Source organism: Agarivorans sp. QJM3NY_29 (assembly GCF_050870835.2).
Taxonomy (GTDB): Bacteria; Pseudomonadota; Gammaproteobacteria; order Enterobacterales; family Celerinatantimonadaceae; genus Agarivorans.
Map to the genome: position 1 here is coordinate 4,693,811 of NZ_CP194036.2, position 26,621 is coordinate 4,720,431.

Genomic DNA, 26,621 nt, shown 5'->3' on the forward strand with positions numbered 1-26,621 from the left:
CGCTTCGCTCTCACAAAGCCCTATGTGGTGCCGCTAAAAGTCCCTCACCGCGCCCAGCATAAAAAAGCCCGGCACAAGCCGGGCACAATCGAGACGCATGAATAAATGAAGGTTTGCTATGCGGTTAGTACAATCGTTTTACCGCCACGATTAAAGGTAACCCGCAAGCAAATTAGTCGCTGCAATAGCTTGACGCAACCCAGCTTCCAGAGGCGTAACAAAGCGCATCACCATCGGTACTCAAGTCACTACTTTGATTGGCGCCATTATCACTAAAAATCACATTTAAATGACTCAAGGGGGTACCAAAATCATAACAATAGTAATTCCCTTTTTGCTGCATCGCAGTACCAGGCCATTGGGCATCGTTCACAACCGTTTCAGCTTGAACTGACCAGTAATAAATGCTTGGATTAGTAAAGCCAACTTGGTTGTCATAACACACTTCACTGCCACCCACCGGCTGATCCGTGACGATAAAACCACAGTCGGTCAAACTCTTCCATTGTCCGCCTTGGTAACAGCTGGCACCTGCTACGGTTAAATCGGCAGTTTGCTTAGCACCATTATCACTAAAGATAACATTCACACGACTGAGGCTTGCCCCAAGATCATGACAGTAAAAACTACCATTTTTCTGCATGCTCACACCAGGCCAATTGGCATCGGCTAAGCTGCCCAAAGGTTGAGCCCCCCAATAGTAAAGACTTGGCGAATTAAATTGAGCCGCGTTGTCATAACAAATGGTGCTGGCGGTCACAGGAGTCAGGCAAGCACTTCCGCTACAACCACAATCATCCCCAGTACAAGGCTCAATTTTTGCGCCAACATGGATCGCCGCAGCATTATCGCCACTCACGCTGAAGTGGGCCATTCCACCACTCACGGTAATCACTCCAGGACCTTTCGCATCCGCCGAAACGATACACTCACCGCTCGTCTCATCGAAGTTAGCCTCAATAATATTACAGTAGTCACCGTCCGCCATACCAGTATTCAGATCTTGCTCTAGAGTACCGTCTGCGCGCTTGTTGATCACAACGAAACCTAGGCCGCCGCGACCAAAAGCAATTTGGTCGTTACCATTATCCCACCAATTGGTTAATTGCCACTGTGCCGCAGTGTGGTTACGGAATGCCACCATATTCGCGACACCACGCCACTTATGCTCACAAACCCAGTCCCCACCATCGAAACCACAGGCATTGCCAGTATGCACACCAGTACTTGGTGGACCCGCATCAAAGTCGCCATTAAAGTAATAACCCGACATGATTTTTGGATAACCATAAGGATAAGCAAGGGTGAAAATATTCGCTAAGAAGTAACCATCACCCGCTGTACCATGCCAAATCGGTCCGTTAGGATTATGTCGTTCCTCATCATGATTGGTAACAAAAGTCACGGCGTCAGCACTGGCTAGCTCCATCGAAGACGATAGATTTCTCAACCAGGCAATGTTGCTATTACGAAATGCCGGACCAATTTGGCGCGCAAAGGCAAATTCCGTCACGTTACCATTATAAGTATATTCGGTTGGACGAATCGGCTCGCCACCAGCACCGATCACTTCTTGGAAAAGATATGGATTGCCATTCAGTTTAGATTTTATCGCCGCGATATCTTCCGCAGGGATATGTTTTGCCGCATCAATTCGAAAACCAGCCACCCCCATACTCGTGGCATCATTCATATAATCGGCAATTTTTTGTCGTACGTAATCAGAACTGGTTTTTAAATCATTGAGGCCCACTAGATCACAATACTGTACCTGCCAACGATTGCCATAATCTATTTCGCTAGTACAAGAGTTGAAATCATTGGTGCCATAGGGAACATCGGGGAAATATCGGTCCCATGCTGCCATATGGTTAATCACCGCATCGACATAAATATCGACACCCGAAGCCTTACAGCGTTGTACCATATCTTGAAACTGCTCGCGGTTGCCACTGCGGCTATTGAAGCTATAACTCACTGGCTGATAACGAGCCCACCAAGCGGGATTGTCTACCCCCTCATTTGGTGGGGAGACTTGTACCGCAGCGAAGCCCTTAGGCCCTAAAAAGGTTTCACATTCGGTGGCAACATCTTGCCAACTCCACTCAAACAAATGAACAAAAGCAGTGCGAGGCACTGCCGTGGCGCTAGAGGCATAGCTCAGCGCCGCACCAGCTAGCAAGGCGCTAGTGGCGATTTTACTAAATTTTCTCATTGCTACTTTCCCGTGTAATCTTTGAGCGTCTCTTTAGACTAATGTTTCACCGCCACTCTTTGGTGGTTGATGGTGATAAGGTAAATAAACCGCAGGAAAGAACCACAAGTAAAATCCAAACTTACCCATCCTTGGCGATATACCTCGACGCTCAATTTACGCCGATTCAGCAAAGCATGCTGTAGTGAAACCGTGATTTGAGCAAACCGTCACAATAAATAATTAACCCGATAGTTACGGCATGAAGCGGATCATATTTTAGTAAAAAATTCTTAATTTTATGAGACGAAATGCGCCACATCAGCTACTGCTAACAAATAAATCACTATGAAAACGTTATCAAGCCAACAGCAAGCTAGGTCAGCATTTTTTAAAGCAGTACAATAGCGTCTACACGCTTTATTTCGGAGACCAAGATGGAAAAGCAGTGGTGGCATTCGGCAGTGGTTTATCAGGTTTACCCTCGTAGTTTTTGTGATAGCAGTGGGGATGGTAATGGTGATCTGCGTGGTATCATCAGCAAACTAGCTTATCTTGAAAAATTAGGGATTAACCTGATTTGGTTATCCCCGGTTTACCTTTCTCCGATGAAAGATAACGGCTACGACATCGCTGACTATCAAGCCATCGATCCCCGTTTTGGCAGCCTAAATGACTTACGAGAATTAATCGCCACTGCACGCCAACATCATATTGGCATCATCATGGACTTGGTTCTTAACCATAGTTCCGACCAACACCACTGGTTCCAACAAGCGAAGCAAAGCCTAGATAACCCTTATCGCGATTATTATATTTGGCGCGATCAGCCTAACTCTCTTCGTTCGATCTTTGGTGGGCCCGCTTGGAACTATGATGCCACCACCGATCAGTACTATTTTCACTTGTTTGCCGATTCTCAGCCCGATTTAAATTGGGAAAATCCTCAGGTAGAGAAAGAAATTCAACAAATGATCAGTTGGTGGGTTGCTCAAGGAGTGGCAGGGTTTCGCTTAGACGTAATCGATCTTATTGGCAAACAGATTGACCAGGGGATCACCGAGAATGGTCCTCGATTGCATCCTTTGTTACAGCAACTACATCAGGCCTGTTTCGCCAATCACAATTTAGTCACCGTTGGAGAAACTTGGGGGGCCACACCTGAAATAGCTAAACGTTACTCTGATCCTGCTCGCGAAGAACTATCGATGGTGTTTCAATTTGAACACGCCGCTTTAGACTGGCATCCACAACATGGTAAATGGCAAACTCAAAAATTTGATCTGGTGGCTTTGAAAAGAGTATTGAGCAAGTGGCAAACCGCCTTTCAAGGCGATGGTTGGAATGCACTGTTCTGGAATAATCACGACCTACCACGCATCGTGAGTCGCTGGGGGAATGACCGACAATATCGCCAACGCAGCGCCAAATTATTTGCCACCTTATTACATGGCATGCAAGGCACGCCCTATATTTATCAAGGTGAAGAAATTGGCATGACCAACGTCCGCTTTGAACATTTGGATGACTACCAAGACATCGAAATCAAAAATAGTTATCAGGAAAAAGTACTTGAACAGCAAAGCTTAAGTCATCAACAATTTATGCAGGGTGTATATGCCAGCGCCCGCGACAACGCAAGAACACCAATGCAATGGGATAATTTACCGCATGCTGGTTTCAGCAAGGTTCAGCCATGGCTTGCCGTGAATCCAAACTATCCAGAAGTGAATGTGAGTAAGGCCTTACAAAACCCTCACTCGGTGTTCTACCACTACCAGCGCCTAATTGCCTTGCGTAAGTCCGCCGACTACGGAGAGATCTTGATATATGGCAGCTTTGAACTACTACTCCCCGAGCATCCACAAGTATTCGCTTACCTGCGACGCTACCAACAACAAGCTTTGTTAGTCGTCACTAACTTAAGTGAACAAGCGGTCGCAGTGAGTCTGGATTATCAGATAAAGGCACTGATTCTAAATAATCTACAACAAGACGAAGCGCAAATTAGTCATTTACAAGGACTCAGCTTAGCGCCTTACCAAGCCTTGTTATACGCCTTGGACACAACTAACTAGGCCACGAATGTCATTCACCGGGGAGAGTGCGCTGAACACCATCAACACACGGTGAGTGCTCATACTGAAGTCAAGCTTAGCCCGAGTATGTGCTAGGCCGATTCGCTAAGACTGTACTGTTCCGACAAGCGATGGCATAACCATTTATACAAATTAAAAGCAGTTGGACTATTCACCGTGGGTAACAGCTCCTCATCCAGAAAAGCTTCGCCCTTAAAAGTGAGAACATCGTGATACTGAGTCACGTCACGTACTTCAATACCGGGAATATAGTCATCATGTTCACGCAACATTTGATTAGCAATATCAATCAAGGCTTGTTTAGTTATCGTTTGTTTGCTCATTACAGTAAGTTTGTTCCGATCCAAAGATAAACCTTAGCATACACACTTGGTCCACTACACCCTAATTTTTAGATCAAAACTTGTGGTGTTTTTCGCACCCTTAACGGTAAATCAGGGCCGCGCTTCGATGATCGTTTTTTTCGGCCGCCACTGCTGGATCAGTAAGCCTGCAATGATCAATAACAAGCCGAGGTAAGTTGCTGGTTCAATTTGTTCTGCCAGAAAATAGGAGATGAAAAACAACGACAGAAACGGCGAAATAAAAATTAAATTACTGATCCGTGCAGTATTGTCAGTCAATTTTAGCGCCAAAACCCAACAAACAAAAGCAACCCCCATCTCAAATAAACCCACATAGGCAGCGCCTAACCAAGCTTTAAAATGCCAGCTGGGTAAACCGTCGCTGAACCAGCAATAAGCGAATACCATTGGTAGGCTAAAACTAAAGGCTACCAATAAACTCGCCACTGCATCACCATGATTGCGAGTATTCATGATCCAATAACCTGCCCATAGCAGGGTGCTGAATAAGGCTAACAATACACCCGCCACGCTATCGAACTGCATCGCTAAAATGTCACCACGAGTGGCAATCACCAATACCCCAAAATAACCTAAAGCCATGGCAAGCAGATCCTGACGCCGCAATTGCTGCTGCAAAAAAGGCACCGCCAACAAGGCCAAGGTAATCGCCCAAGTATAATTCAGCGATTGAGCCTGCTGAGCGGGGAGCAAGTCGTAAGCCTTAAACAATACCAAGTAATAGGCAAAGGGGTTAATCGCTCCGACCAATAGGAAATACCCAGGGCGCTGGCGCGCATAACGAAAGGCCAAATGTAATTTTTGTTGCCAAAGCAATATCCCAGTCAACAGCAGCATCGAGCTGAAAGAAGCCAATAACACCAGTTGAATCGGACTCAGCCACTGTAACGCCAACTTAAATGCAGTCGCCACCGTTGACCACATCAACACGGCGCTAAGGCCAAATAAGTAAGCTCTAGTCTGGTTTTTCATTTTCGGTTCTATTTCAAGCACTCAAGCCTTTCAGTGTAAGGGGCTCCCGCCGCTATCACAAGCCTCAACGCCATTTCCAATAAACCCTTGCCAAACCAAGCTGAGCCGCTCTCCCGCGAGCTTACGCCGCGAAACCAATTTGAAGAAATAAAGCACGCTATGAACCAAAGACCAAGCAAGGGTACTGTACCCTTGGCGCTTAATTTGCTAACCTGCGCGGCCTTTTCTATCCGTGAGGCATGTTTTGTGAATCAATCAATCGCCGGTTTCGATTTTGGCACCTCTAACTGCGCTGTCGGTATCATGCAGGGGCAACAAGCCCATTTAGTAAAGTTACCAGCACATGGTCATTACATGCCCTCCACTCTGTTTGCCCCACAATCAGAGATGATTTGCGGTTGGCTCTATCAACAACTGGACGCCCAAGGCCAAGCCGAAGCCTATAAACATGCTCGCTCTCATCAGCTATCTGCCAGCTTACGAGCCTTACGCGAATTAAAACTAGACGGTTATGATGAACATTTGAGTTTTGGCCAACAAGCATTGCATGAATACCTCATCGATCCCGCCGACTGTTATTACGTGCGATCTCCGAAGTCATTCTTAGGCGCCAGTGGCATTCGCGAACGCCAACAACAACAATTTGAAGACATTGCAGCAGCGATGATGTGGCACATCGCCGAGCAAGTGAAGCAAACCGGTTTAGCCAACTTGGAAAAAGTGGTGATTGGTCGACCGGTCAACTTTCAAGGTTTAAATAGTGAGCTAAGCAACCAACAAGCACTCAACATCTTGCGCAATGCGGCTAAATACGTTGGTTTTAAGCATGTTGAGTTTTTGTATGAGCCAATGGCGGCGGGCCTCAGTTATCAACAACAACTCCACAAAGAGCAACGCGTTTTAGTCATCGATATTGGCGGCGGCACCAGTGATATATCGATGCTCACCATGGGACCAAACTACTTAGCAGAACGCGACCATCAAAGCTTAGTACTGGGATATAACGGTGAACGGATCGGCGGCAATGATTTTGATATCGCACTAAACTTTGAAACACTAATGCCTTGTTTAGGCGCCAAACTTCTATTGGCCAGTGGCCAACCAATGCCGATTAAACCCTTTTGGGATGCCGCTGCGATCAACGATTTCCCAGCGCAGGCTCGCTTCTATCATCAAGACACCAGCTTATTGTTGCAAAGACTACTCAAAGAACCACAACTCGCGCCTTTAAAAGCCTTAGTGCGACTAAGCCAAGGACGCTTAACCTACCAAATGAGCGCCTCGGCAGAGCAAGCCAAAATAGCCCTTAGTGAACAGTCTGAAACCGTGGTCGACCTAGGTTATTTAAGTGAACAACTACAGGCCGAAGTCAGCCAGACAAGCTACCGTCAAGCCGCAGAACGCTTGCTCACTAATATTGCCAAGTTAAGTGATGAAGTACTTTCCCAAGCAGCTTGCCAACCCGAAGTTATTTTCTTAACTGGTGGTAGCGCCAATTCTCCGATGATAAAAGACTTCTTAGCGAAACGTTACCAAGCGCCGTTGATTTGTGGAGATAACTTCGGCAGCGTGACCAGCGGCCTTACCCTGTGGGCTAATCATATTTTTCAGGCCACTTAAAGCAACAACCAACAAGCCGTCGCTTGAATTACAATTGATAAAATTGCGGCGCTAAGGCAACTTGGTTCTTGCCTCGCTGTTTCGCGATATAGAGCGCACTATCGGCACGCGCAATCAGCGATTCAGGGCTAGAGTCGTTCTCGGTCAACATCGCTAAACCAATACTAACCGACCAAAAATGATGCTGTCCATTGACCGTGATTGGTGATTGTTCCAGATGTTGACGCACCCGCTGTGCAATCAGCATCGCTGATGATTGAGCAGTATTGGGGAGTAACAGTAGAAACTCTTCGCCTCCCCAGCGAGCCAAAAAGTCACCATCACGTAATACCTTGAGGCTTTCAATAGCAAACATCCGCAATACGTCATCTCCAATGGCATGTCCATACTGATCGTTAATTTGCTTAAAATCATCAATATCTAATATCAAACAGCACAAAGGATTATCGCTGCGCTTACTCATTGCAAATTCAGTCACTAAAACTTGGTTCATCGAGCGTCGATTCATTAAGCCCGTTAGCACATCATGATTCGCCTGAAACTCCAAACGTTGTTGCTGCCGATGTAACTGAGTCACGTCCATCATCACCGACTGCACCGCAGGTTCACCTTCCCAACTGACTAAGCTTTCGCTAATATTTAGCCACACCGAGTCGCCATCTTGTCGCAAATACTCTGTCACTACGGAATGTGATTCCATCTCTCCAAGCAGCAAGCGCTCATGTAATTCAATAGCTTGTTGCTGGTTATCTTCAGGAATCAAGGCTAACAAACTTGGCAGAGCGAGAAGCGGTTCAACATGACTAAATCCCACTAAATCGGCTAGTGCTTGATTGCTATACAGCGGTTTAAAAAAGCGATGAACTAAAATACCTTGCAAGGAAGACTCGACCAACGAACGATAGCGTTGCTCGCTTTGTTGCAGTGCTTGTTTCGCGGCGACTTGCTGGGAAACATCAATTAGCGTAATTTGCAGCGCTGGTGCGCCCTGCCACTGGCAAAGATGATCAATACTAATCACCGAACAGAGCTGGCCAAATCTGTCTCTATTCTGATACCCCACCACTTTGGGACGCATTTTGCCAGCCATTATCGCCGCGTAATTTTGTAGGGCTTGCTGGCGATCATGTTCACAAAACAGCGTCAGTAACGATGGCAATGCCATCACCTGCGCTGCATTATCATAACCAAACATATGCGCATAACAATCATCAACAAACAACGGAACAAAGTCACGATGAATAGCGGTACCATAATTGCCGCAAATATTATTCTGCTTGCGCATAATTCGCTTCATCAGCATGCCATCTATATAGCTTAGTCAGACGGTTTCACTTACTCAAATCAGGCGGTTTAATTTCAACTAATCAAGCCCCAACACCTGCTTAACTTTAGCTTGATTAATATTTGAATGATCCACAAATAAAACCCCTGTATCCCATAACAAAGGCTGATCTTGCAATTCTGGTTGGTGACCTAACATGGCTTGATACGCCGCGTATACTGCGAGATACCCCATAGCAAAAGGCTGTTGTATCACCACCCCATAGATATCTTTATTGACAATCGCGGCATTAATACTTCGATTGGAATCAAAACCGATATGCACCATCGAGCCCTGCCGCTCCAATTGCCGAAGAGAAACCACGGTGGCAAGAGTCGTCAGCTCATTCGGAGTAAAAATGCCCTGCACATCTTGCATATGATTCAGTATCGATAAAGCTTTAAAGCGCGCCGACCCAACTGTGGTCCCAAGATACACATCAACCACGACCTCTAACCCGCCTTTCACTGCCTCATCAATGAACCCTTGCTCTCTCGCCGCGGTCGTCACCACACTTTTATCGAGTCGGAAAAGTGCAACTTTACCTTTCCCCCCCAGCGCTTTCGCCATTTTTCTTCCAGCCAAAGCACCTGCCATATAATTATCGGTTTTAATGATCAACATCGGTGCGCCACCAACATCTCTGTCGATATACACCGTGGCAATGTTGATACTTTTTAATAAAGCGACATCCACAGCTCGCTCTGGACTATTTGGAGCTAACACTAAAGCACCACAACCGCGATCTAATACCGTATTAATTAATGCCCCTTGACCTTCAACATTTAGTTCATTATTAGCGCCACGAACATAAACTTCAGTGCCAATTTTTGCGGCCGCACTTCTCGCCCCCCGCTCAACTAATTTCCAAAAATCAGCGCCACCACCAGCGGTCACCACACCGATACATTCGGCCGTAACAGAGCCCATTCCCAGGCAAAGGCTGAATAACAGCGTACTCGTCAGACTAAAAAATCTACGCATAGACAGGCTTCAACAACGTCAATCGCATAAGTGTAACCTTAGAAAAAACAATCATAATCAAGCTTATTGTTATCAATGGATTGCCCCTTTTACCTTTAACAATAGTCAAAAAATATGGGTTCGTGCACTTATCAGCCGCAGCCTCGCCCTTATTAGTTGACTTCAGCGGAACCTCCGAGCCCCATACAACACCCAATAAAAAAGGCCTGCGTGAATGCAGGCCTTAGGATGAAGAAAAGGTTCAGGCTTTATTCTCCGAGGAAACCGCCCGTTTGATGCGCCCATAATTGACTATAGATCCCATCACCTTGAATCAACTCGGCATGACTACCCTGTTCAATAATTTTTCCCTTATCTAATACAATTAGGCGATCCATCGCAGCGATGGTGGATAAACGGTGAGCAATGGCGATCACCGTTTTACCATGCATCAAGCGATTTAAACTGGTTTGGATCGCCGCTTCAACTTCCGAATCCAAGGCTGAAGTGGCTTCATCTAAGACTAAAACAGGAGCATCTTTTAATAATACTCGAGTGATTGCGATACGTTGACGTTGCCCACCGGAGAGTTTCACCCCTCGCTCACCGACATGAGCGTCATAACCGCAACGACCATCTTGATCACTCAAACCTAAAATGAATTCATGGGCTTTGGCTTGTTTAGCCGCAGCAATCATTTGCTCTTCACTGGCATCGGGACGACCATATAAAATATTGTCACGCACCGAACGATGCAATAGGGAAGTATCTTGCGTCACCATCCCAATTTGAGCCCGCAAGCTATCTTGAGTCACTTGACTAATATTTTGACCATCGATCTCGATTGAGCCGCCCTCAACATCATGAAAGCGCAATAATAAATTCACCAGAGTGGTTTTCCCTGCACCAGAACGCCCCACTAAACCAATCTTTTCGCCAGCCTTAATACTCAGATTGAGGTGTTCGATAACCCCACTTTTCTCACCATAATGAAAACGGATGTCACGATAATCAATCTGACCTTGATCCACCCGCAAAGGCTTAGCATCATGCTCATCAACCACCGTCTGTGGGCTTGTTAAGGTCGTCATCCCGTCGGCTACGGTGCCTATGTTTTCAAATAAAGAACCTATTTCCCACATGATCCACTGAGCCATACCATTCAAGCGCAGCACCAAAGCAATAGAAATAGCAATTGCCCCTACCGAGATGTCACCTAACATCCATAAGTACATAGACAGGGCCGCAATACTAAATGTAAGCAAATAATTTGACAGTTGCACACAAACATTGAGCCCGGTCACCAAACGCATCTGTTGATGAACGGTTTGTAAAAATCCTTGCATGCCTTCTTGAGCGTAATCGGCCTCGCGTTGATTATGCGAAAATAACTTCACGGTTGCGATGTTGGTATAGCTATCCACAATTCGACCACTCATTAAAGAACGAGCATCCGCTTGTTCGGTCGACACTCGCTTTAATTTCGGCACAAAACGGAACTGAATTGCGATGTAAACCACCAGCCATAGCAGCATCGGCCAAATGAGGCGTATATCAGCCTGTGCCACCAACAGCACCATGGAAGTGAAATAGACCAATACATAAACCATTAAGTCGAGTAATTTCATCACCGTTTCACGTACCGACAAGGCCGTTTGCATGACTTTAGTCGCGACACGCCCAGCAAAATCGTTAGCAAAGAAGGAAACACTCTGCCGCAATAAATAGCGATGCGCCGACCAACGGATCGCCATCGGAAAATTACCGAGCAAAGCTTGGTGAATTAACAGCGAATCGAGTAGGGTAAGCAGTGGCATCACCACCAACAGCGTGATGCCCATCAGCCACAAGGTGGAAGATTCTTCACTTAATATCGTATTTGGATCTTTGCTGCCTAACCAATCAACCAACTGCCCCATAAAGCCAAATAAAGCAACTTCACAGATAGCGATCAACGCAGCGATGACGGCCATGCATAACAGCGGTACCATCATCCCCTGACAATAATGGAGACAAAACTGATATAAGCCCTTAGGGGGTTGCTCAGGCTCTTGCGTGGGGAAAGGCGCAGTTAAGCGCTCAAAAAAACCAAACATTTGAAATTCCTTGCGATAAAACCAGTGTTTCGAACGATCAACAAACCATTATACTTTACGAAATATATTAAAAATTGTGCAACATTGAGCGCCATACCAAGACCATTCAGGCCTCAATGCCAGTTAACATAGAGATCCGTTTGAATACGCAGCGCTTATTCAGCCGCTTGCTGCAAACTATAGGGAGTAGAGGGTTCGGTAATCCCTAATAGGCTTTCCACTTGACGGATCTGCTGCAATGCCGCCGAATCCTTCCGATAACTAAGATATACCGGACGTAACCAAGGCTCTGAACATTCCACCAAATGAAGTTGCTGCGATTCGAGAAAAGGCTCAACCATCGACACTGGCAAATAACAGGCTCCACCTTTTTCTAAGATGAAATCCAAAGCAATTCGTCCCGTCGAGGTGCGCAAAAATGGCGGTGGCATTTTACTATGACGAAGCGCATGCTCGGAAGCAAAACGGGTGCCCCAGTCAACATAAATATACGAGTTTTCTAGCGCCAATTGCTGAGTTTGGTGGCGAGTAGAAACAAATACAAGCTCTAAATCGACAACTTTTTTACAGGCCAACTCTTCAGATTTTAAAGGGTCAACGCCCACCCCAATGTCTAGCGTTCGCTCGATTAAGGCGCGATGCATTTGTTCACGGCTTAAGGTCTCAGCACGAAAGGCATAACCGCTAAATGCTTCGGTCACCACACTCAAACAATGCTGCAAATAAGCATCCCAAACGTTAGGCGTGCCAGCAATGGTCAATTGAATGGCATGCGCTTTGGTGAGTAATAACTCTGCCTTCGCTTGCTCAAGAGTACGCACCATATTTTCAGCATAGGAGGTTAAACGTTCGCCAGAACTAGTCAACTTAATGGCATTCCGGTCACGAATAAATAACTGAGCGTCAAAGAAGCTCTCTAATTGCTTAATGCGTGCACTAACCGCCGCTTGAGTGATATATAAATTTTCTGCCGCTCGCCCAAAGTGCTTCTCTTTTGCCACTTCTAAAAACGTTCGAAATACTTTTACGTCCATTCTCTCACCCCTATAACAGCAGCAACGAGAGTAACAAACAATTTTTACGCTTACGACAAATAATATTTTTAACGTCGTCAAGAAGGAGGCTCAAAAAAACCACAAAAAACACCCACCATGAGCCATTCAGTGAAATAAAAGCTAAGCACTTTTCTGTTTAAATATCACACACGAATAACAGCACCAACCCAGCAATTCTCATTCAGAATTTTTAAGGAGAAAATCATGCATGAAACCGCAAATGAGACAAAGCAGGCTTGGAGTGAGGTTTTGGGAAAAAATCGACAACAAACAATATTTACTCTAACGACAAAAACAATTCGTTTTCATATTCAACGAATACTCTCTACCTTGCCGTCAAGCTAACAGCAAGCGCCGATTAGTCTTTTTCTCATCACCAGGAATCGTTGCAATGAATACTGAGTTTCGCTTTGGAAAAAAACGTTTCTACGATGACCAAAAATTTAAACGTGGCTTTAGTAAATCAGGCAATTTTACTTTATTAGAAGCGGAGTTATTGAGCCTTTATGGCGAAACCATGAAAGCGATAAATAGTGGCGAATTACTTCCCGAAAGCAATCAAGAGCAGCGCTTCCTTTTAGTTTGTAGCCAACAACTCGAAGCCAGCACTAAACTAGAAAAAGTTTGGCTTAAATATAAGACTTTGACTAATGCTCGACGCCGTTTCCATACGCTCCATAGCAGCCATGGCAACACATTAAATCCGAGTGAAGATGAAATCTTCATTCATGACGAGTAGCCCAATAAAGCAAGATCTCAGCACTTTTATTCTAGGAACATGACAATGCGTATAGCCATTTTATCTCGTGGAGAAAACCTCTACTCAACTCGTCGCTTAAAAGAAGCAGGTGAGGCTCACGGTCACGAGATTGATATTATCGATACCCTACACTGCTACATGGATATTACCAGCAGTAATCCAACCGTGCGTTACATGGGTAAAGTATTACCCAGTTATGATGCGGTTATCCCTCGGATCGGCTCCTCAATTACTTTTTATGGTACGGCGGTCGTGCGTCAATTTGAAATGATGGGCACCTTTTGTGTCAACGAATCGGTCGCGATTAGTCGTTCACGCGATAAACTGCGTTCGCTACAACTATTATCGCGGAAAGGCATTGGCTTGCCACGTACTGGGTTTGCCAACAAACCGGATAAAATTCAAGATGTGATTAAAAACGTCGGTGGCGCACCTTTAGTCATTAAGTTATTAGAGGGGACACAAGGTATTGGGGTAGTTTTGGCCGAAACCAATAAGGCAGCAGAAAGCGTCATTGAAGCTTTTATGGGCTTAAAAGCGAACATTTTAGTACAGGAGTTTATCAAGGAAGCGGGAGGGGCCGATATCCGTTGTTTAGTGGTAGGCGGTAAAGTGGTCGCGGCAATGAAACGTCAGGCTGCGGAAGGTGAGTTTCGCTCTAATTTGCATCGCGGAGGGGCCGCACAGTTAGTACGTTTAACTAAGGAAGAGCGCGCGACCGCCGTTAATGCAGCTAAAATCATGGGGCTGAATTTGTGTGGCGTTGATATTCTACAATCACATAATGGCCCTGTTGTGATGGAAGTCAATTCTTCCCCGGGTCTAGAAGGCATCGAAAATGCCACCGGTAAAGATGTGGCTGGCATGGTGTTCGAATTCATCGAAAAAAATGCCAAACCCTTTGCAACCAAAACCCGTGGTAAAGGCTAAGTCCGAGTACAAGAACCAAGCAAAGGCGAACCATGAAGATAGGTGAAATAGAAATTAAAGCTGGCGAACAAAAGCAAATAAAAATACCGGTAGCAAAATTATACACCGATACTGAGATTTCGATCCCGGTGCATATCACTCGAGCCCGCAAGGCTGGGCCAACAGTATTCATTAGCGCGGCGGTGCATGGCGATGAGTTAAATGGTATCGAAATAATTCGCCGAGTAACACGTTCACCAAGCTTTAAGCTCACTAAGGGCTGTTTAATTGCAGTGCCAATGGTAAACATTTATGGGGTACTCAACCAAAGCCGTTATATGCCAGATCGACGCGACTTAAATCGTTGCTTCCCCGGCTCCCCTAAAAGCTCGCTTGCCGGAAGACTGGCCTACACCTTTTTGAATCAAATTGTAGAACATTGCGATTATGGTATCGATTTACATACTGGAGCGATTCATCGCTCCAACCTACCGCAAATTAGAGCAAACTTAGAGGATCCTGAGACCAAACTCTTAGCCGAGGCCTTTGCGGTTCCAGTTCTCATCAATGCAAATCTACGAGATGGTTCATTACGCGAAGCTGCGGTGAATAAAGGGACCAAAATTTTGCTTTATGAAGCAGGTGAAGCGCTACGCTTTGATGAGCTTTCAATCCAGACCGGGGTACGCGGAATCCTCAAGGTACTGTCGCATTTAGGGATGATCAAGAAACGTCGTAGTAAGAAAAAATTTGAACCTTATGTTGCCTATAGCAGTGCTTGGCTACGGGCTTCGGCCAGCGGGATTGTGAATGAATATACAAGGTTAGGCGATCACGTAGAAGCGGGGGATTTATTGGCGGATATTAATAGTCCGTTTGGTGAGTTAATTAATCAGGTGAAGGCGCAACGCTCTGGTATCGTGATCGGTAAACAAAATATTCCCTTGGTTCAAGAGGGAGATGCGATGTATCACCTGGCGCATTTTGGTGCTGAACAAGAAGAAGTTGCGGAAAACATTGGGGCGATGCAAGAGTCGATAAAACTTATCGAACCTGCTGCAAACATTGCGGAGAATAGCCAAGGATGAAGTCCTCTTCGAGCATAAATTTATTGACGAGTGAGCGAAGCCTATGAGCAAAATGATTATTGGTAACTTGGAAACTTGCCATTTGCCAGATTTAGGGATCCATGATTTACCGATCCGAGTGGATACAGGTGCACAAACCTCTTCCTTGCATGTGGATAATGTCGAGCGAATTAAGGTGAATGGGAAACCCCACATCAGTTTCGACTTACACCCAGACATCTATAACCTAAAACAAGTATGCCGCTGTACCGCGCCAATATTCGATACTCGACGGATCAAATCATCCAATGGCGTGGTGGAACAGCGCTATGTTATCCAAACCAATTTTCAACTGGGTGACTTAACTTGGCCAATAGAAATCACCCTTACCAACCGTCAAGACATGAGTTATTTGATGTTATTTGGCCGCCAAGGAATGGCAGATAAGGTCTTAGTCGACCCTTCACAAAGTTTTTTGGTCAACTCCATTAGTTAAACCTAAGCGAGCGAAGCAATATGCTAAGCTCGCTGTTCACTGATAGCTAAATACGCAGCAGATAGCGCAATAAGTTCAAGTAAATCTAATGAATTAAATTGAAATCAATAGAGTATTCGACGCGCTAAATATTGACCCTAAAATTTAAAAGGAAAGTCATATGACATCTGAGCCAATATTAAGCTCCAACCAGCAAGTTTTTGATGGTCATCATGACGAAGTACTAAGCGCAGTATTGCTGGCCATTGCCGAAAATGCTGAACAGGCCGATTTAAGTTTTGTTAGCCAATATGATAATGCGGTACTTGCCAATCTCATCGAATCCTTACCCGATGCTTACCGCCAGCAAATATGGCCCCTGGTCGACAACGAGCGCTACTGGGACATCTTACATCTACTACAATATGAAACCGTTAAACATCTTTTCGGCTATTTCTCAGCCGAGCATTTAGCCGAGTTACAGCGCCATATTAGCGAAACAGACATTGTTGAATGGGCCGATATTCTGCCAGAGCAGATGGTCGATGCCTATTTAGATCAACAAGATGAACTGACCACCAGCCAAATCCAGCATGCCCTGAGTTACGAAGAAGAGCAAATAGGGCGCTACCTCACACCGCATATCCTGCGAGCGAGGCCTAGCGCTACCGTTCAACGAATTAAGCAACGACTCAACACCAAAAGCGAGAAGCAAGTAGCCATCTATTTAGTTGATGCCAACGGGCAATTTCAGGGTGCCTGCAGTATGACCGACATCATCAACGCCGATGACACGACTCGGCTCAGTGAATTCGCTCAGGCTATCGAAGTATTTGACCACCAGCAGCTACTCGCCGATATTGCGCTTTCATTTAATGTCGTGGCTGGACATGCTTGGCACCCGATCCAAAAAGACGGCAAAATTATTGGTGCGATCCCACTGGCGGTGATCATCGAGTGGTTACAAGAAAAGAGCCTTGAGGTGGTCATCAACGATGCCCCCTCTGATGAAGAAGACTTATTCACCCCAGTGCCCACAGCGGCAAAAATGCGGGCAATTTGGCTAACCACTAACTTAGCCACCGCATTTTTAGCCTCTTGGGTCATCGGTTTATTTGAGGGTGCCTTACAACAGTTGGTCGCCTTAGCGATCTTAATGCCAGTGGTCGCCAGTATGGGCGGTATTGCTGGCAGCCAAACCTTAGCGGTGGCGCTACGCGGTATTGCTCTAAATCACTTACAGCAGAGTAACCTTAAGTTACTACTCAACAAGGAGCTCAAGATCGCAGTCTTTAACGGACTGATGCTCGGCTTAGTAATCGCAGCGGTTGTGAGTTATTGGTTTAATTCTTGGTCCTTGGGTTTAGTGATCTGCATTGCCATAGTATTAAATAGCCTCGCTGCCGCTGCCTCGGCAACCATGATCCCATTTATGCTCAAGAAAATGAAAATCGACCCGGCGGTTGCAGGTTCAGTGATCTTAACCACCGTGACTGATATCGTCGGTTTTGTCGCATTTTTGGGCCTCGCCTCGCTATTCTTAATCAACTAGTCATAGACTTGCCAAAGGAATACTCAATGATTAGAACCTGGTTATCAAACAAACTACTCAGCGCACATCCTGGCGATGAGAGCCAAATAACCTGCTGGTCGGCTGATCCCGACAGCTATATTTGGATCGATATTGACCTTGCCCACAGCAAACAAGTCGAAGCAGCCATGTTACTGGAGCAGTTTCAATGTCACCCCTTAACTATTGTGGATGCATTTCGCGAGCGACACCCACCTAAAATAGAAGTCTTCGATGATCAGATATTTATGATTTACCGCGGGATTGAACAGATCCTTGGTGAGCTCAAATTTGCTCATATGCAACTGGTCATATTAGTAGGTAAAAACTATTTGATTACCCTACACAAAGGACGCTCCCAAGGCATCGAATCATTACTAAAGGATAGCTTTAGCAAGGACTTACTGGCACCACTGAACTTAGCCTGTCGGATCATGCATACCGCCTCTGGCTTATACCTCAACCAATTACTCGAATTCGAGACCCAACTCAGCGAAGTAGAAGAACAGATTAGCGTTCACGGTGATGACCAACTACTTGCCGATATCACCCGCAAAAAAGCCAATATTGTGCGCCTCAGCAGAGTGTTCAATTACCATCTCAGCCTCAGCAGTAAATTACTACATCTTTGCCAACAAAATGCATTTCAGCAAATTGCCGTCGATCCACCGGTGATCCAAGACTTACAGGACCGTTTTGAACGCTTGCACAGCTTAAATCAAATGTACTACAACATTTGCGGCGATCTGGTCGATGGCTACCTATCCATTAGCTCGCACAAACTCAACAATACCATGCGCATGCTCACTTTAATTACCGCGATATTTGTGCCCTTAAGTTTTTTAGCTGGGATCTACGGAATGAATTTTGAATTCATTCCGGAATTGCATTATCGCAATGCTTATTTCATCTTACTTGGCACGATGTTAAGCATCGCTTTGTCCTTAATCGCTATATTTAAATGGAAGAAGTGGTTCTAAAAACAAAAAGCAGAGTCCTTTCACTCTGCTTTTTTATCGATTGACTTTGTTTCTCATACGCTCAAGTTTGGCTCAACTCAGCTCGATGAACACTTTTTCTAACAGCGACATAGCCAAATTATTATCATAATAAGCGGCTTCGTTAATAAACGCGGGATAAACCATGGTGTCACCTTGATAGAAAATATCTTCACCATCGAAACTACGGAAGATCGGATCTCCAGGCTTGATTGGTTTGAAATCTTGATCCTGAACATGGCTGTGCACCATGGCGACTCGCTCACCTTGTTCATTCAAGGGTAAACTAATGGTATCCAAATATTGGAAGGCTTCCACTTGCTGAGGTAGCACTGGCAAGCACTGTTGATTATACAACTCGACAAAGTCCAAAATATGCCCAGTCATGCTTTCCATTTGTTCCAATACATCTTGTCGTAGTACTGATTGCGGCTGTGGCCCAACCTCGATCAATACACCATACTTTCCGCAGCTTGCCAAAAACATGTGCTCGGCCATATCTTCCTCAACTTCATCGAGAAAAATCACCGCCTCAGGCATTTTCATTTTTACGTAAGCCGCTAAGTGATTATAGAAAGCGTTCTGCTCCAAGAGGATCAGACAAGGCCCCATATTGGAAGTGGTATTGTGTAAATCAATCACTAAGTCAGTTTTTGGTGCCGACTTTGGACCCAGCTGTTGGTGTAATACTTTGGCTCGAGACTGCTCATAATTACTCAGCTGAAAATCGGCTAAGTCTTTACAGGCAAACTGACGGTTAAGATCGACGTCAATATAACGTTGGTTTTCTGCATGGGCCTTCGGATTGGCAAACACGGTGCTCACCTCGAGGCTAGGGCGAGCCACCAACTGTGGCTGTTGCTGCCACTTGTTCAGCAGATAAATACCGCTAAATTCATTTCCGTGAGTACCACCAACAATGGCGACTTTAGTGAGCTTTGACAACTGCATTCTCCTTAAGCGCAAACTAATATAAGCAGCTGCGAGCTTAAAAGGAAAGTAACTCAAACTCAAGCTTGGCGACAGTTGACCTTCTGCCGCTTCACTGTCGTTTAGCGCGAATGATATTGATCGTTAATCCGCGATATCTTGTTTGCTCAAGCGGTAAGCCTTTGGCGTTAATTCTAAATCCTTTTTAAATACCGCATACATGTATTGCAGCGAAGGATAACCGCACAATTCGGCAATATCGCTGGTCGAAAGCTCAGTATTTCTCAGTAAACTCATCGCTTGACCTAACTTAGCATGATGGATTTCTTGATGAACCGAATGGCCAATATCATCTTTAAAACGGGTTTCTAAATTCGAACGAGATACCTTCACGTAATCCAAAACTTGATCCACCTTGATGCCCTTACAAGCGTTATGCCGAATAAAGTGCATCGCCTGGATCACAAAGGGGTCTTTTAAGGCTTTAAAATCCGTTGATTGCCGTTCGACTACCTGTTCTGGCCCCACCAACTGGCGTGTATGACTCAACTCTTGTCCTTGGAGTTGGCGATGTAACAACTTGGCAGCCTGAAAACCCATTTTGCGACAGCCCTGGGCCACCGAACTCAAAGATACGCGGCTCAAATAGCGAGTTAAATCTTCATCATCGATGCCAATCACCGACACCTTATCCGGTACAATAATCCCCAAATGATCACATACCTGCAACAAATGGCGGGCTCGTGCATCTGAAACCGCTAAGATCCCCACCGGTTTAGGAACCGACTGCAACCAATCGGCCAAGCGATTCATAGCATATTGCCAAGACTCTGGTTGGGTATGTAAACCGCGATATAAAGCGCACTCATAACCATCGGCAGCCACTAATTGCTGAAATATCTGCTCCCGCTCGCTGGCCCAACGATTACTCGGGTCGGGCGGCATGCCATAGCAAGCAAAGTATTCCAAACCTTTAGCTTTTAAGTGTTCGTAGGCAGCGCTAACCAAGGCGCGATTATCTGTGGCCACGTAAGGACACGCTGGATACTGTTGCGGGTTATCATAAGAACTCCCCACCGCCACCACTGGCACCTGAATACCGCTTAAAGCTTGTTCGATTTGCGGGTCATCAAAATCCGCAATGATGCCATCCCCAACCCAATGTTGAAGTTTATCGATTCGGCAACGAAAGTCTTCCTCAAGGAAGATATCCCAGTCGCATTGCGAAGCCTGCAAATAGTCCCCGATGCCCTTAATAATTTGTCGGTCATATACCTTATTCGCGTTAAACAATAGAGTAATTTTGAAGCGCTTATCAAACATTCCGGTTCCCATAGAGCAATCGCAAATACATTAAATTTACTATCTAAAAAAAGCGGCCTAAACGCCACCACTATAAATTGTAATGTGACTGCGATCATCCATGGCACCAAGCAAACTGTGAACTTAAGCACGCAGCAGAAAAACGCTACCCAGCAAGCAGTTTTCGTAATTGAGGCCCGCTTAAAAATAACGGCAGGATCGAGAAGATGATTTACCCAAATACCAAGGTCAATTGAACTTGGCTAGTTATTTTTACAAGCGCGAGTTGTTTATTAAAATGAGTCAGACCCAATGCAGTGACGTCATCGACATCAATCATCAGACAACAAACAATAAATCAACCAGCGTTAAGACCCGCAGCGTCGACTCAAAGGTGTTACGCCTGCAGCTTTATCTTAAGGATTCAGGCGTATCGGCTTCGCGAACCAAACGGCAGACTGCTGACTGTAATTTAAAAGCGATTATTTTGAATAAACCGACCGTCAACGTTCCATCAGTTTTATTTAGCGGCAAAACGCATAAGGAAAAGCCATGTATATCGGAATTGATTTAGGTACCTCGGGAGTAAAGGTTGTTTTGCTTGGAGAACAAGGTGAGCTGTTAAGCCAAGCCAGCGCCAGTTTAGAAGTATCACGACCGCAAGCGCTTTGGTCTGAACAAGCCCCGCAAGACTGGTGGCAAGCGTGTCAGCAGGCTCTGGACAACTTAAGCCAGCAACACGATCTCGCAACCGTCAAAGCGATAGGCCTGAGTGGTCAAATGCATGGTGCCACCCTACTCGATAAAAACGCACAAGTATTACGACCAGCGATCCTATGGAACGATGGCCGTAGCGCTCGCCAATGTACTGCCATCGAACACAGCGTGGAAAATTCGCGAAGCATCGTTGGCAATCTAATGATGCCCGGCTTTACCGCACCCAAACTGCTTTGGGTGCGCCAACATGAACCGGAAATTTTTGCCCAAATCTATAAAGTTCTGCTACCCAAAGACTACCTCCGTTATTTACTTTCGGGCAACTTTGCCTCTGATATGTCCGATGCCGCAGGTACGATGTGGTTAGACGTGGCAAAACGAGATTGGAGTGATGTCATGCTGGCTGCAACTGGCTTAAACCGTAGCCAAATGCCAAAACTATTTGAAGGCTGTGAAATCACCGGCCAGTTAAAAGCTGAGTTGGCAGAACGCTGGGGCATGGGATCGGTCCCCTTAGTGGCTGGCGGGGGCGACAATGCCGCGGGAGCCATCGGAGTCGGGATCACTAAACCCGGCCAGGCCATGTTGTCGTTGGGCACCTCTGGAGTCTATTTCGCGGTGAGTGATGGTTATCTCAGTAATCCTGAGTCGGCGCTACATAGCTTCTGTCATGCTCTGCCCAATACTTGGCATAATATGTCGGTCATTTTAAGTGCCGCTTCCTGCCTTGATTGGGTTGTTAAACTCACCGGGCAAAGCGATGTCGCTAGTATGCTCGCCGCTGTAGAGGCAGCGCCACCCGTAGACAATAAGCTTATCTTCTTACCCTATCTCAGTGGCGAACGCACGCCTCACAACAACCCCGAGGCAAGCGGCGTATTCTTTGGGCTCACTCATAGTAGTGGCCCACTCGATCTTTGCCGCGCAGTCTTGGAAGGCGTAGCATTTGCCTTCGCCGACGGCTTAGACGCCCTGCATGCGACCGGATTAAAAGCCAATGACATCACCCTCATTGGTGGTGGTGCTCGCAGCCCTTATTGGCGGCAAATGCTGGCCGATATCCTCGGACAAAAACTTAGCTATCGCTTAGGGGGAGAGGTGGGGCCCGCCTTGGGTGCCGCTCGCTTGGCGCAATTGGGAGTGAGTCACAAGGCAGATTTAGATGTTATCTGCCCGGTTCCGGAATTAGTCGAAGTGCATCATGTAGATGCCAAACGACAAGCCTACTACGCCCAGCGACGCGAAACCTTTAAGGCCCTATACCAGCAGCTAAAACCGATATTTTAAAAGCTTGTAAATAACTGAGCACAAAATCTAAACCGAATGGCGAAAAACCATTTATCTGGCCCTTATTCGCCACGTGAACTAGCAACGATGATCGAATAGCTATGTACGACATGAAGCCATCGCCTGGTGATGGCTTCAGTTCCTGGTCATGCTAACCAGACCGAAAATAGCCAATAAAACTTGATATTGTCTTCGCTGCTTTAGCTATCGACCTTGAGAACAACATATAAGGTAAGCATAGATGGACATTTTCGCTGTTGTTTTCACTCCACGCGCTAAGCATATTTATTTCTTTAACAAATCGGCGCACCATGCTTAAGGAGTGTTTACCAAGACTTGATAGCCGACTTTTGTAGCAAAAAAAAATTCTGCAAATGTGAGCTGGGTCGAGGCAATGAAAATTCAGCATTTCTACGCGAAAAACAGTAATTGCACTCAACTGCCGATATGGCATTTTAATAAGGACAAAAGCTTCGCTTTGGTCTTCGAGCCTCAAGCAATCATGAGGAATCAAGGCCATTCTCAACTTAAGCTTGAATGACAAGGGTATATGCATCTTATGAGTTCTCTACTAAGCCAATTAAAACAATACACTACCGTTGTCGCCGATACCGGCGATTTAGAAACCATGCGTAAATTCTCCCCTGAAGACGCGACGACTAATCCTTCGCTGATTGTTAAAGCGCTTGGTTTAACAGAGTATTCGAGTTTACTAAAAGACGTTGCCACATGGGCAAAGACCCAAAGTGAACAACTCAATGAGCAGGTCAATCTGGCTGCAGATAAATTAGTCGTCACCATTGGTTGCAAAGTTCTAGAATTGGTTCCTGGCCGCATTTCTACAGAGGTTGATGCACGTTTATCTTTTGACACCGAAGCGACGATTAACAAGGCTCGTCGACTCATCGAATTGTATCAAGCCGCCGGCATCGATAAGCAACGAGTACTGATCAAAGTCGCCGCTACTTGGCAAGGGATCCGCGCAGCCGAAGTATTAGAAAAAGAAGGCATCAACTGTAATTTAACCTTGTTGTTTTCCTTTGCCCAGGCCCGAGCTTGTGCCGAAGCGGGAGTATTTTTAATCTCTCCCTTTGTCGGCCGTATCTTGGACTGGTACAAAGCCAAACAACCGGAAGCGGACTTCAGCGGCACAAGCGATCCTGGAGTGATCTCGGTCACCGAGATTTACAACTACTACAAACAGCACGGCTATTCGACCGTGGTGATGGGTGCCAGTTTTCGCAATACCAGTGAAATCCTTGAACTCGCGGGTTGTGACCGACTCACCATTGGCCCAGCCTTATTGGAAGAGTTGGCCCAGAGTGAAGCCAATCTCAGCCCTCGCTTAGTCGATAAAGGCGTCAGCGCCGTTCGCCCAGAGCCACTAAACGAAGCCGCGTTTTACTGGGGACATAACCAAGATGCAATGGCCACCGAGAAACTTGCCGAAGGGATCCGTACCTTCGCTCTTGATCAAGAAAAACTCGACAAGATGCTGATTGAAGCGCTTCAGGCTTAAGCCTTTGCAAGCAAATTAAAACCACAGGGCAATCAAACTTAGTAAGTTTGATTGCCCTGCCTCTATTCAATAAAAACGAAGCATCGCGTCCTATTTACAGAAAACAGAATAAAAACACTCACATTCTGTCTCCAAAGCCCATTCCAAATATTAACTCACGGTCTATACTCGTAGGCATAACCATCTAAAAAGGAATGCTAAGTGAGAGATATTTGGAAGCTGATATTCTGGCTAAGCATCAGCAGTCTGAATAATGTTCAAGCGCATGAGCTGCGCCTAATTTACCCCGACTTCCCTCCTTTTACTTATGCCAAGAGTGGAGAGCCAGCCGCGGGAAATTTTTTGCTCGATCAAATCATGAAAAAGCTCAAGCAACCTTATCATAGTCGTCAAGTACCTAACTATAAACGAGCACTTAACGATATCGAGAGAAACTTAGCCGACGGTTTTTTCTTTGCTTCGCAAAACCAAAAACGCGATCAAGTTGCCCAATTCTCCAAACCGCTATTAGTCAATAACTGGAGTTGGTTTTTCCGCCAAGAAAATTTTCTAGACCCACACTCTAAAGACTTTAAAGCGAAGGCCAAAATAGCTTCCCTTGAAGGAACCAACACCTTGACCTGGCTAAAAAACAACCACTACAAAGTGGTCGGCAAACAAAACGATGTAGTCAAGTTAGCCCAGTTACTCTTTGATTTAAAAAGAATTGATGCGGCTTTCTTGTCTGCAGAGGTATTTAAATATAAGGCCATTCACAGCAACATGCGCAATGGCCAGTACATCGAGGTCGTGCAGCGTTCCGCCCCCTTTGGGATCTATATTTCCAAAGCCTACATAGAGGAACACCCTCAATTTATGCCAAGGCTCAATCAAGCGATTGACCAAGTACAAAAACAATATTTGCCTAAAACCCACACCCTGTCAGAACTAAAACGCTAAAACGATCGCCAACAAACACACTACATCACTCGCTTGGTGCTACCGTATTACGCCAAACTCGATTACAATCGAAGCAAGCTTTAAGCTTGCTAAAGCTACATACTCATGACAGTAAGCACTTATTCTAAATACAATTTATGCTCACTATTACTGACATAGCTCAGCAAGTATATTCAAATGGTAATAATAATTGATATCATGTGAGCAACACTGTCCAATCAAACCCCGTCGCGCTCACAACAAGGAGTTAAGTCGTTGAAAACCATCTCCGATATTGCGGAAATAGCCGGCGTATCGAAATCTACCGTTTCCCGGGTATTAAACAAACGACCAGGCGTTAATGCTGTGGTGAGGGCCAAAGTACAAGCTTTAATCGACGAAACCAATTTCACCGCCAATATCGCCGCCAAAAACTTAAAGGCCCGCAACTCTGATACGATTGGCGTGATCGTCCCCTTGCTTACCTCTAAGTCAGTCGCCGCGATGGTACAAGGTTTGAGCGAGGTGATTGAAACAGAAGGTATGCAAACCCTGTTAATGAATGCGGGCATGCAGATAGAGAAAACCAATAACCATATCAAAACCCTGAATTCAAAGGGGGTCGACGGTATTATTGTATTCATGGCTGGCTACAATCAGGAGTTACTCTCTACCCTAAAACAATCTGCGGCGCCGGTGGTGATCGTTGGCCAGGATCTTTCTTTACATGGTCTCACCAGTGTATTTTTCGATGATTATCGCAGCGGATTTATTGCTGGCAGTCAATTACTCAAACTAGGCTGTAAACAGTTAATGTTTGTTGGCGTGCCTCAGAGTGATGTGGCGGTGGGTCGACAGCGTTTACGAGGATTTGTCGATGCGCTCGATCTTGCAGATGTTGATTGCCGCTATCAAACCGATTGTGATTTTAACCTGGAGTCTGGTTACCAACAGGCCAAACTGGCACTCAGCACTGGATATCGACCCGATGGTGTGTTTGCAGTGACCGACCGCCTCGCTGCAGGTAGTATTAGAGCCTTACGCGAACAGGGCTTACTCATCGGTCAAGATGTGGCAGTAATTGGTGTCGGCGATGACGAGCTATGTACTGTCTTAGAGCCACCCTTGGCATCCCTGCATTATGACTACCAGCTGGTGGGCCAAGAAGCGGCCTCGGTATTAATCAAGCAATTGCGAGAGAAGCCCTTAGCTGATGTAGCTTTTTCCTACCAAGGGCTTTTTACTGAAAGAGAATCCTACGCATTAAAAAAGCAGCCAAAGAAGCAGGCTGCTAAAAGCGAGTAAAACTTGAGGTAACGGCGACTCATCACCGCTCCCCTTATTATTCTGCTACCAATCTCAATCGATAAAAACCAATGCTCTTGGTATCAAATTACCTCATTGCATCGCCACCAAGGTAGGGAATTGTTTACCTTAATCGTGGCGGCACAATGAGGTAGGCCTCACAGGAAAAACCAAAA

The 26,621-nt window shown here is 45.7% G+C and carries 22 protein-coding genes; 13 read left to right on the top strand and 9 right to left on the bottom strand.

From position 1 onward, the window contains the following. Window positions 1–172: 172 nt before the first annotated feature. Window positions 173–2,215, bottom strand: a complete 2,043-nt coding sequence (locus ACRRS0_RS21365; RefSeq protein WP_432455584.1) for a starch-binding protein — start codon at window positions 2,213–2,215, stop codon at window positions 173–175. Between the two features lie 416 nt (window positions 2,216–2,631). On the opposite strand from ACRRS0_RS21365, the gene ACRRS0_RS21370 reads away from it, so the two are divergent. Continuing rightward, window positions 2,632–4,272, top strand: coding sequence for a glycoside hydrolase family 13 protein (locus ACRRS0_RS21370; RefSeq protein WP_432455583.1), 1,641 nt, complete (start codon window positions 2,632–2,634; stop codon window positions 4,270–4,272). Between the two features lie 92 nt (window positions 4,273–4,364). Here ACRRS0_RS21370 and ACRRS0_RS21375 read toward each other — a convergent pair whose 3' ends face one another. After that, window positions 4,365–4,616, bottom strand: a complete 252-nt coding sequence (locus ACRRS0_RS21375) for a DUF2498 family protein (protein WP_432455581.1) — start codon at window positions 4,614–4,616, stop codon at window positions 4,365–4,367. A 111-nt stretch (window positions 4,617–4,727) separates the two neighbouring features. Then, window positions 4,728–5,630 (bottom strand): DMT family transporter, encoded by a 903-nt coding sequence (locus ACRRS0_RS21380; protein WP_432455580.1) that lies wholly within the window; start codon window positions 5,628–5,630, stop codon window positions 4,728–4,730. A gap of 246 nt (window positions 5,631–5,876) precedes the next feature. Between ACRRS0_RS21380 and yegD the strand changes: the two genes are divergently transcribed. Continuing rightward, window positions 5,877–7,250, top strand: coding sequence for a molecular chaperone (yegD, locus tag ACRRS0_RS21385; protein ID WP_432455579.1), 1,374 nt, complete (start codon window positions 5,877–5,879; stop codon window positions 7,248–7,250). Window positions 7,251–7,278: 28 nt separating this feature from the next. Here yegD and ACRRS0_RS21390 read toward each other — a convergent pair whose 3' ends face one another. The 4 genes from ACRRS0_RS21390 to ACRRS0_RS21405 all read right to left on the bottom strand — a co-directional run bounded on the left by ACRRS0_RS21390 (window position 7,279) and on the right by ACRRS0_RS21405 (window position 12,667). Beyond that, on the bottom strand, window positions 7,279–8,547 hold the full coding sequence (locus ACRRS0_RS21390) for a sensor domain-containing diguanylate cyclase (protein WP_432455578.1): 1,269 nt from the start codon (window positions 8,545–8,547) through the stop codon (window positions 7,279–7,281). Between the two features lie 66 nt (window positions 8,548–8,613). Further along, window positions 8,614–9,558 carry a substrate-binding domain-containing protein gene (locus ACRRS0_RS21395; RefSeq protein ID WP_432455577.1) on the bottom strand — a complete coding sequence of 315 codons (945 nt, stop codon included), beginning with the start codon at window positions 9,556–9,558 and terminating at the stop codon, window positions 8,614–8,616. A 248-nt stretch (window positions 9,559–9,806) separates the two neighbouring features. Beyond that, window positions 9,807–11,633, bottom strand: a complete 1,827-nt coding sequence (locus ACRRS0_RS21400) for an ABC transporter ATP-binding protein (protein WP_432455576.1) — start codon at window positions 11,631–11,633, stop codon at window positions 9,807–9,809. A 155-nt stretch (window positions 11,634–11,788) separates the two neighbouring features. Continuing rightward, window positions 11,789–12,667 carry a LysR family transcriptional regulator gene (locus ACRRS0_RS21405; protein ID WP_432455575.1) on the bottom strand — a complete coding sequence of 293 codons (879 nt, stop codon included), beginning with the start codon at window positions 12,665–12,667 and terminating at the stop codon, window positions 11,789–11,791. A gap of 412 nt (window positions 12,668–13,079) precedes the next feature. Here ACRRS0_RS21405 and maoP point away from each other — a divergent pair, with 412 nt between their 5' ends. The 6 genes from maoP to ACRRS0_RS21435 all read left to right on the top strand — a co-directional run bounded on the left by maoP (window position 13,080) and on the right by ACRRS0_RS21435 (window position 18,449). After that, on the top strand, window positions 13,080–13,427 hold the full coding sequence (gene maoP, locus ACRRS0_RS21410) for a DUF413 domain-containing protein (RefSeq protein ID WP_432455574.1): 348 nt from the start codon (window positions 13,080–13,082) through the stop codon (window positions 13,425–13,427). A 45-nt stretch (window positions 13,428–13,472) separates the two neighbouring features. Then, window positions 13,473–14,378: a 30S ribosomal protein S6--L-glutamate ligase gene (rimK, locus tag ACRRS0_RS21415; protein WP_432455573.1), complete on the top strand. Its 906-nt coding sequence runs from the start codon at window positions 13,473–13,475 to the stop codon at window positions 14,376–14,378. Window positions 14,379–14,410: 32 nt separating this feature from the next. Next, window positions 14,411–15,445 carry a succinylglutamate desuccinylase/aspartoacylase family protein gene (locus tag ACRRS0_RS21420; protein WP_432455572.1) on the top strand — a complete coding sequence of 345 codons (1,035 nt, stop codon included), beginning with the start codon at window positions 14,411–14,413 and terminating at the stop codon, window positions 15,443–15,445. Window positions 15,446–15,488: 43 nt separating this feature from the next. After that, window positions 15,489–15,920 carry an ATP-dependent zinc protease family protein gene (locus ACRRS0_RS21425; protein WP_432455571.1) on the top strand — a complete coding sequence of 144 codons (432 nt, stop codon included), beginning with the start codon at window positions 15,489–15,491 and terminating at the stop codon, window positions 15,918–15,920. Window positions 15,921–16,080: 160 nt separating this feature from the next. Beyond that, window positions 16,081–17,451 (top strand): magnesium transporter, encoded by a 1,371-nt coding sequence (locus tag ACRRS0_RS21430; protein ID WP_432455570.1) that lies wholly within the window; start codon window positions 16,081–16,083, stop codon window positions 17,449–17,451. Between the two features lie 26 nt (window positions 17,452–17,477). Beyond that, window positions 17,478–18,449: a magnesium transporter CorA family protein gene (locus ACRRS0_RS21435; protein ID WP_432455569.1), complete on the top strand. Its 972-nt coding sequence runs from the start codon at window positions 17,478–17,480 to the stop codon at window positions 18,447–18,449. A 72-nt stretch (window positions 18,450–18,521) separates the two neighbouring features. Here the strand turns inward: ACRRS0_RS21435 and ACRRS0_RS21440 are convergent, their stop codons facing one another. Continuing rightward, the gene (locus tag ACRRS0_RS21440) at window positions 18,522–19,412 is read right to left on the bottom strand and encodes an aspartoacylase (RefSeq protein WP_432455568.1); all 891 of its coding nucleotides are present in this window, start codon (window positions 19,410–19,412) and stop codon (window positions 18,522–18,524) included. A gap of 129 nt (window positions 19,413–19,541) precedes the next feature. Next, window positions 19,542–20,720 (bottom strand): XylR family transcriptional regulator, encoded by a 1,179-nt coding sequence (locus ACRRS0_RS21445; protein ID WP_432455567.1) that lies wholly within the window; start codon window positions 20,718–20,720, stop codon window positions 19,542–19,544. Window positions 20,721–20,958: 238 nt separating this feature from the next. Here ACRRS0_RS21445 and ACRRS0_RS21450 point away from each other — a divergent pair, with 238 nt between their 5' ends. From ACRRS0_RS21450 to ACRRS0_RS21470, 5 genes are all read left to right on the top strand, one after another. Continuing rightward, a complete protein-coding gene (locus ACRRS0_RS21450) occupies window positions 20,959–21,273 on the top strand; it encodes a hypothetical protein (RefSeq protein ID WP_432455566.1) in 315 nt (104 codons plus the stop codon). Continuing rightward, window positions 21,252–22,703 carry a xylulokinase gene (gene xylB / locus ACRRS0_RS21455; protein WP_432455564.1) on the top strand — a complete coding sequence of 484 codons (1,452 nt, stop codon included), beginning with the start codon at window positions 21,252–21,254 and terminating at the stop codon, window positions 22,701–22,703. The genes ACRRS0_RS21450 and xylB overlap by 22 nt, the downstream gene beginning before the upstream one ends. Window positions 22,704–23,262: 559 nt before the next feature. Continuing rightward, window positions 23,263–24,222 carry a transaldolase gene (gene tal, locus ACRRS0_RS21460; RefSeq protein ID WP_432455563.1) on the top strand — a complete coding sequence of 320 codons (960 nt, stop codon included), beginning with the start codon at window positions 23,263–23,265 and terminating at the stop codon, window positions 24,220–24,222. A 201-nt stretch (window positions 24,223–24,423) separates the two neighbouring features. Continuing rightward, window positions 24,424–25,161: a substrate-binding periplasmic protein gene (locus tag ACRRS0_RS21465; protein ID WP_432455562.1), complete on the top strand. Its 738-nt coding sequence runs from the start codon at window positions 24,424–24,426 to the stop codon at window positions 25,159–25,161. A gap of 255 nt (window positions 25,162–25,416) precedes the next feature. Next, window positions 25,417–26,445 (top strand): LacI family DNA-binding transcriptional regulator, encoded by a 1,029-nt coding sequence (locus tag ACRRS0_RS21470; protein WP_432455561.1) that lies wholly within the window; start codon window positions 25,417–25,419, stop codon window positions 26,443–26,445. Window positions 26,446–26,621 lie beyond the last annotated feature (176 nt).

What these genes read in the sequence shown, in the direction of transcription:
- ACRRS0_RS21430 (WP_432455570.1), top strand. Translation starts at nt 16,081, where the DNA reads ATGACATCTGAGCCAATATTAAGCTCCAACCAGCAAGTTTTTGATGGT.
- ACRRS0_RS21370 (WP_432455583.1), top strand. Translation starts at nt 2,632, where the DNA reads ATGGAAAAGCAGTGGTGGCATTCGGCAGTGGTTTATCAGGTTTACCCT.
- ACRRS0_RS21375 (WP_432455581.1), bottom strand. Translation starts at nt 4,616, where the DNA reads ATGAGCAAACAAACGATAACTAAACAAGCCTTGATTGATATTGCTAAT.
- ACRRS0_RS21400 (WP_432455576.1), bottom strand. Translation starts at nt 11,633, where the DNA reads ATGTTTGGTTTTTTTGAGCGCTTAACTGCGCCTTTCCCCACGCAAGAG.
- xylB (WP_432455564.1), top strand. Translation starts at nt 21,252, where the DNA reads ATGTATATCGGAATTGATTTAGGTACCTCGGGAGTAAAGGTTGTTTTG.
- ACRRS0_RS21395 (WP_432455577.1), bottom strand. Translation starts at nt 9,558, where the DNA reads ATGCGTAGATTTTTTAGTCTGACGAGTACGCTGTTATTCAGCCTTTGC.
- ACRRS0_RS21365 (WP_432455584.1), bottom strand. Translation starts at nt 2,215, where the DNA reads ATGAGAAAATTTAGTAAAATCGCCACTAGCGCCTTGCTAGCTGGTGCG.
- rimK (WP_432455573.1), top strand. Translation starts at nt 13,473, where the DNA reads ATGCGTATAGCCATTTTATCTCGTGGAGAAAACCTCTACTCAACTCGT.
- maoP (WP_432455574.1), top strand. Translation starts at nt 13,080, where the DNA reads ATGAATACTGAGTTTCGCTTTGGAAAAAAACGTTTCTACGATGACCAA.
- ACRRS0_RS21380 (WP_432455580.1), bottom strand. Translation starts at nt 5,630, where the DNA reads ATGAAAAACCAGACTAGAGCTTACTTATTTGGCCTTAGCGCCGTGTTG.
- ACRRS0_RS21420 (WP_432455572.1), top strand. Translation starts at nt 14,411, where the DNA reads ATGAAGATAGGTGAAATAGAAATTAAAGCTGGCGAACAAAAGCAAATA.
- tal (WP_432455563.1), top strand. Translation starts at nt 23,263, where the DNA reads ATGAGTTCTCTACTAAGCCAATTAAAACAATACACTACCGTTGTCGCC.
- ACRRS0_RS21405 (WP_432455575.1), bottom strand. Translation starts at nt 12,667, where the DNA reads ATGGACGTAAAAGTATTTCGAACGTTTTTAGAAGTGGCAAAAGAGAAG.
- ACRRS0_RS21425 (WP_432455571.1), top strand. Translation starts at nt 15,489, where the DNA reads ATGAGCAAAATGATTATTGGTAACTTGGAAACTTGCCATTTGCCAGAT.
- ACRRS0_RS21445 (WP_432455567.1), bottom strand. Translation starts at nt 20,720, where the DNA reads ATGTTTGATAAGCGCTTCAAAATTACTCTATTGTTTAACGCGAATAAG.
- ACRRS0_RS21435 (WP_432455569.1), top strand. Translation starts at nt 17,478, where the DNA reads ATGATTAGAACCTGGTTATCAAACAAACTACTCAGCGCACATCCTGGC.
- ACRRS0_RS21390 (WP_432455578.1), bottom strand. Translation starts at nt 8,547, where the DNA reads ATGAAGCGAATTATGCGCAAGCAGAATAATATTTGCGGCAATTATGGT.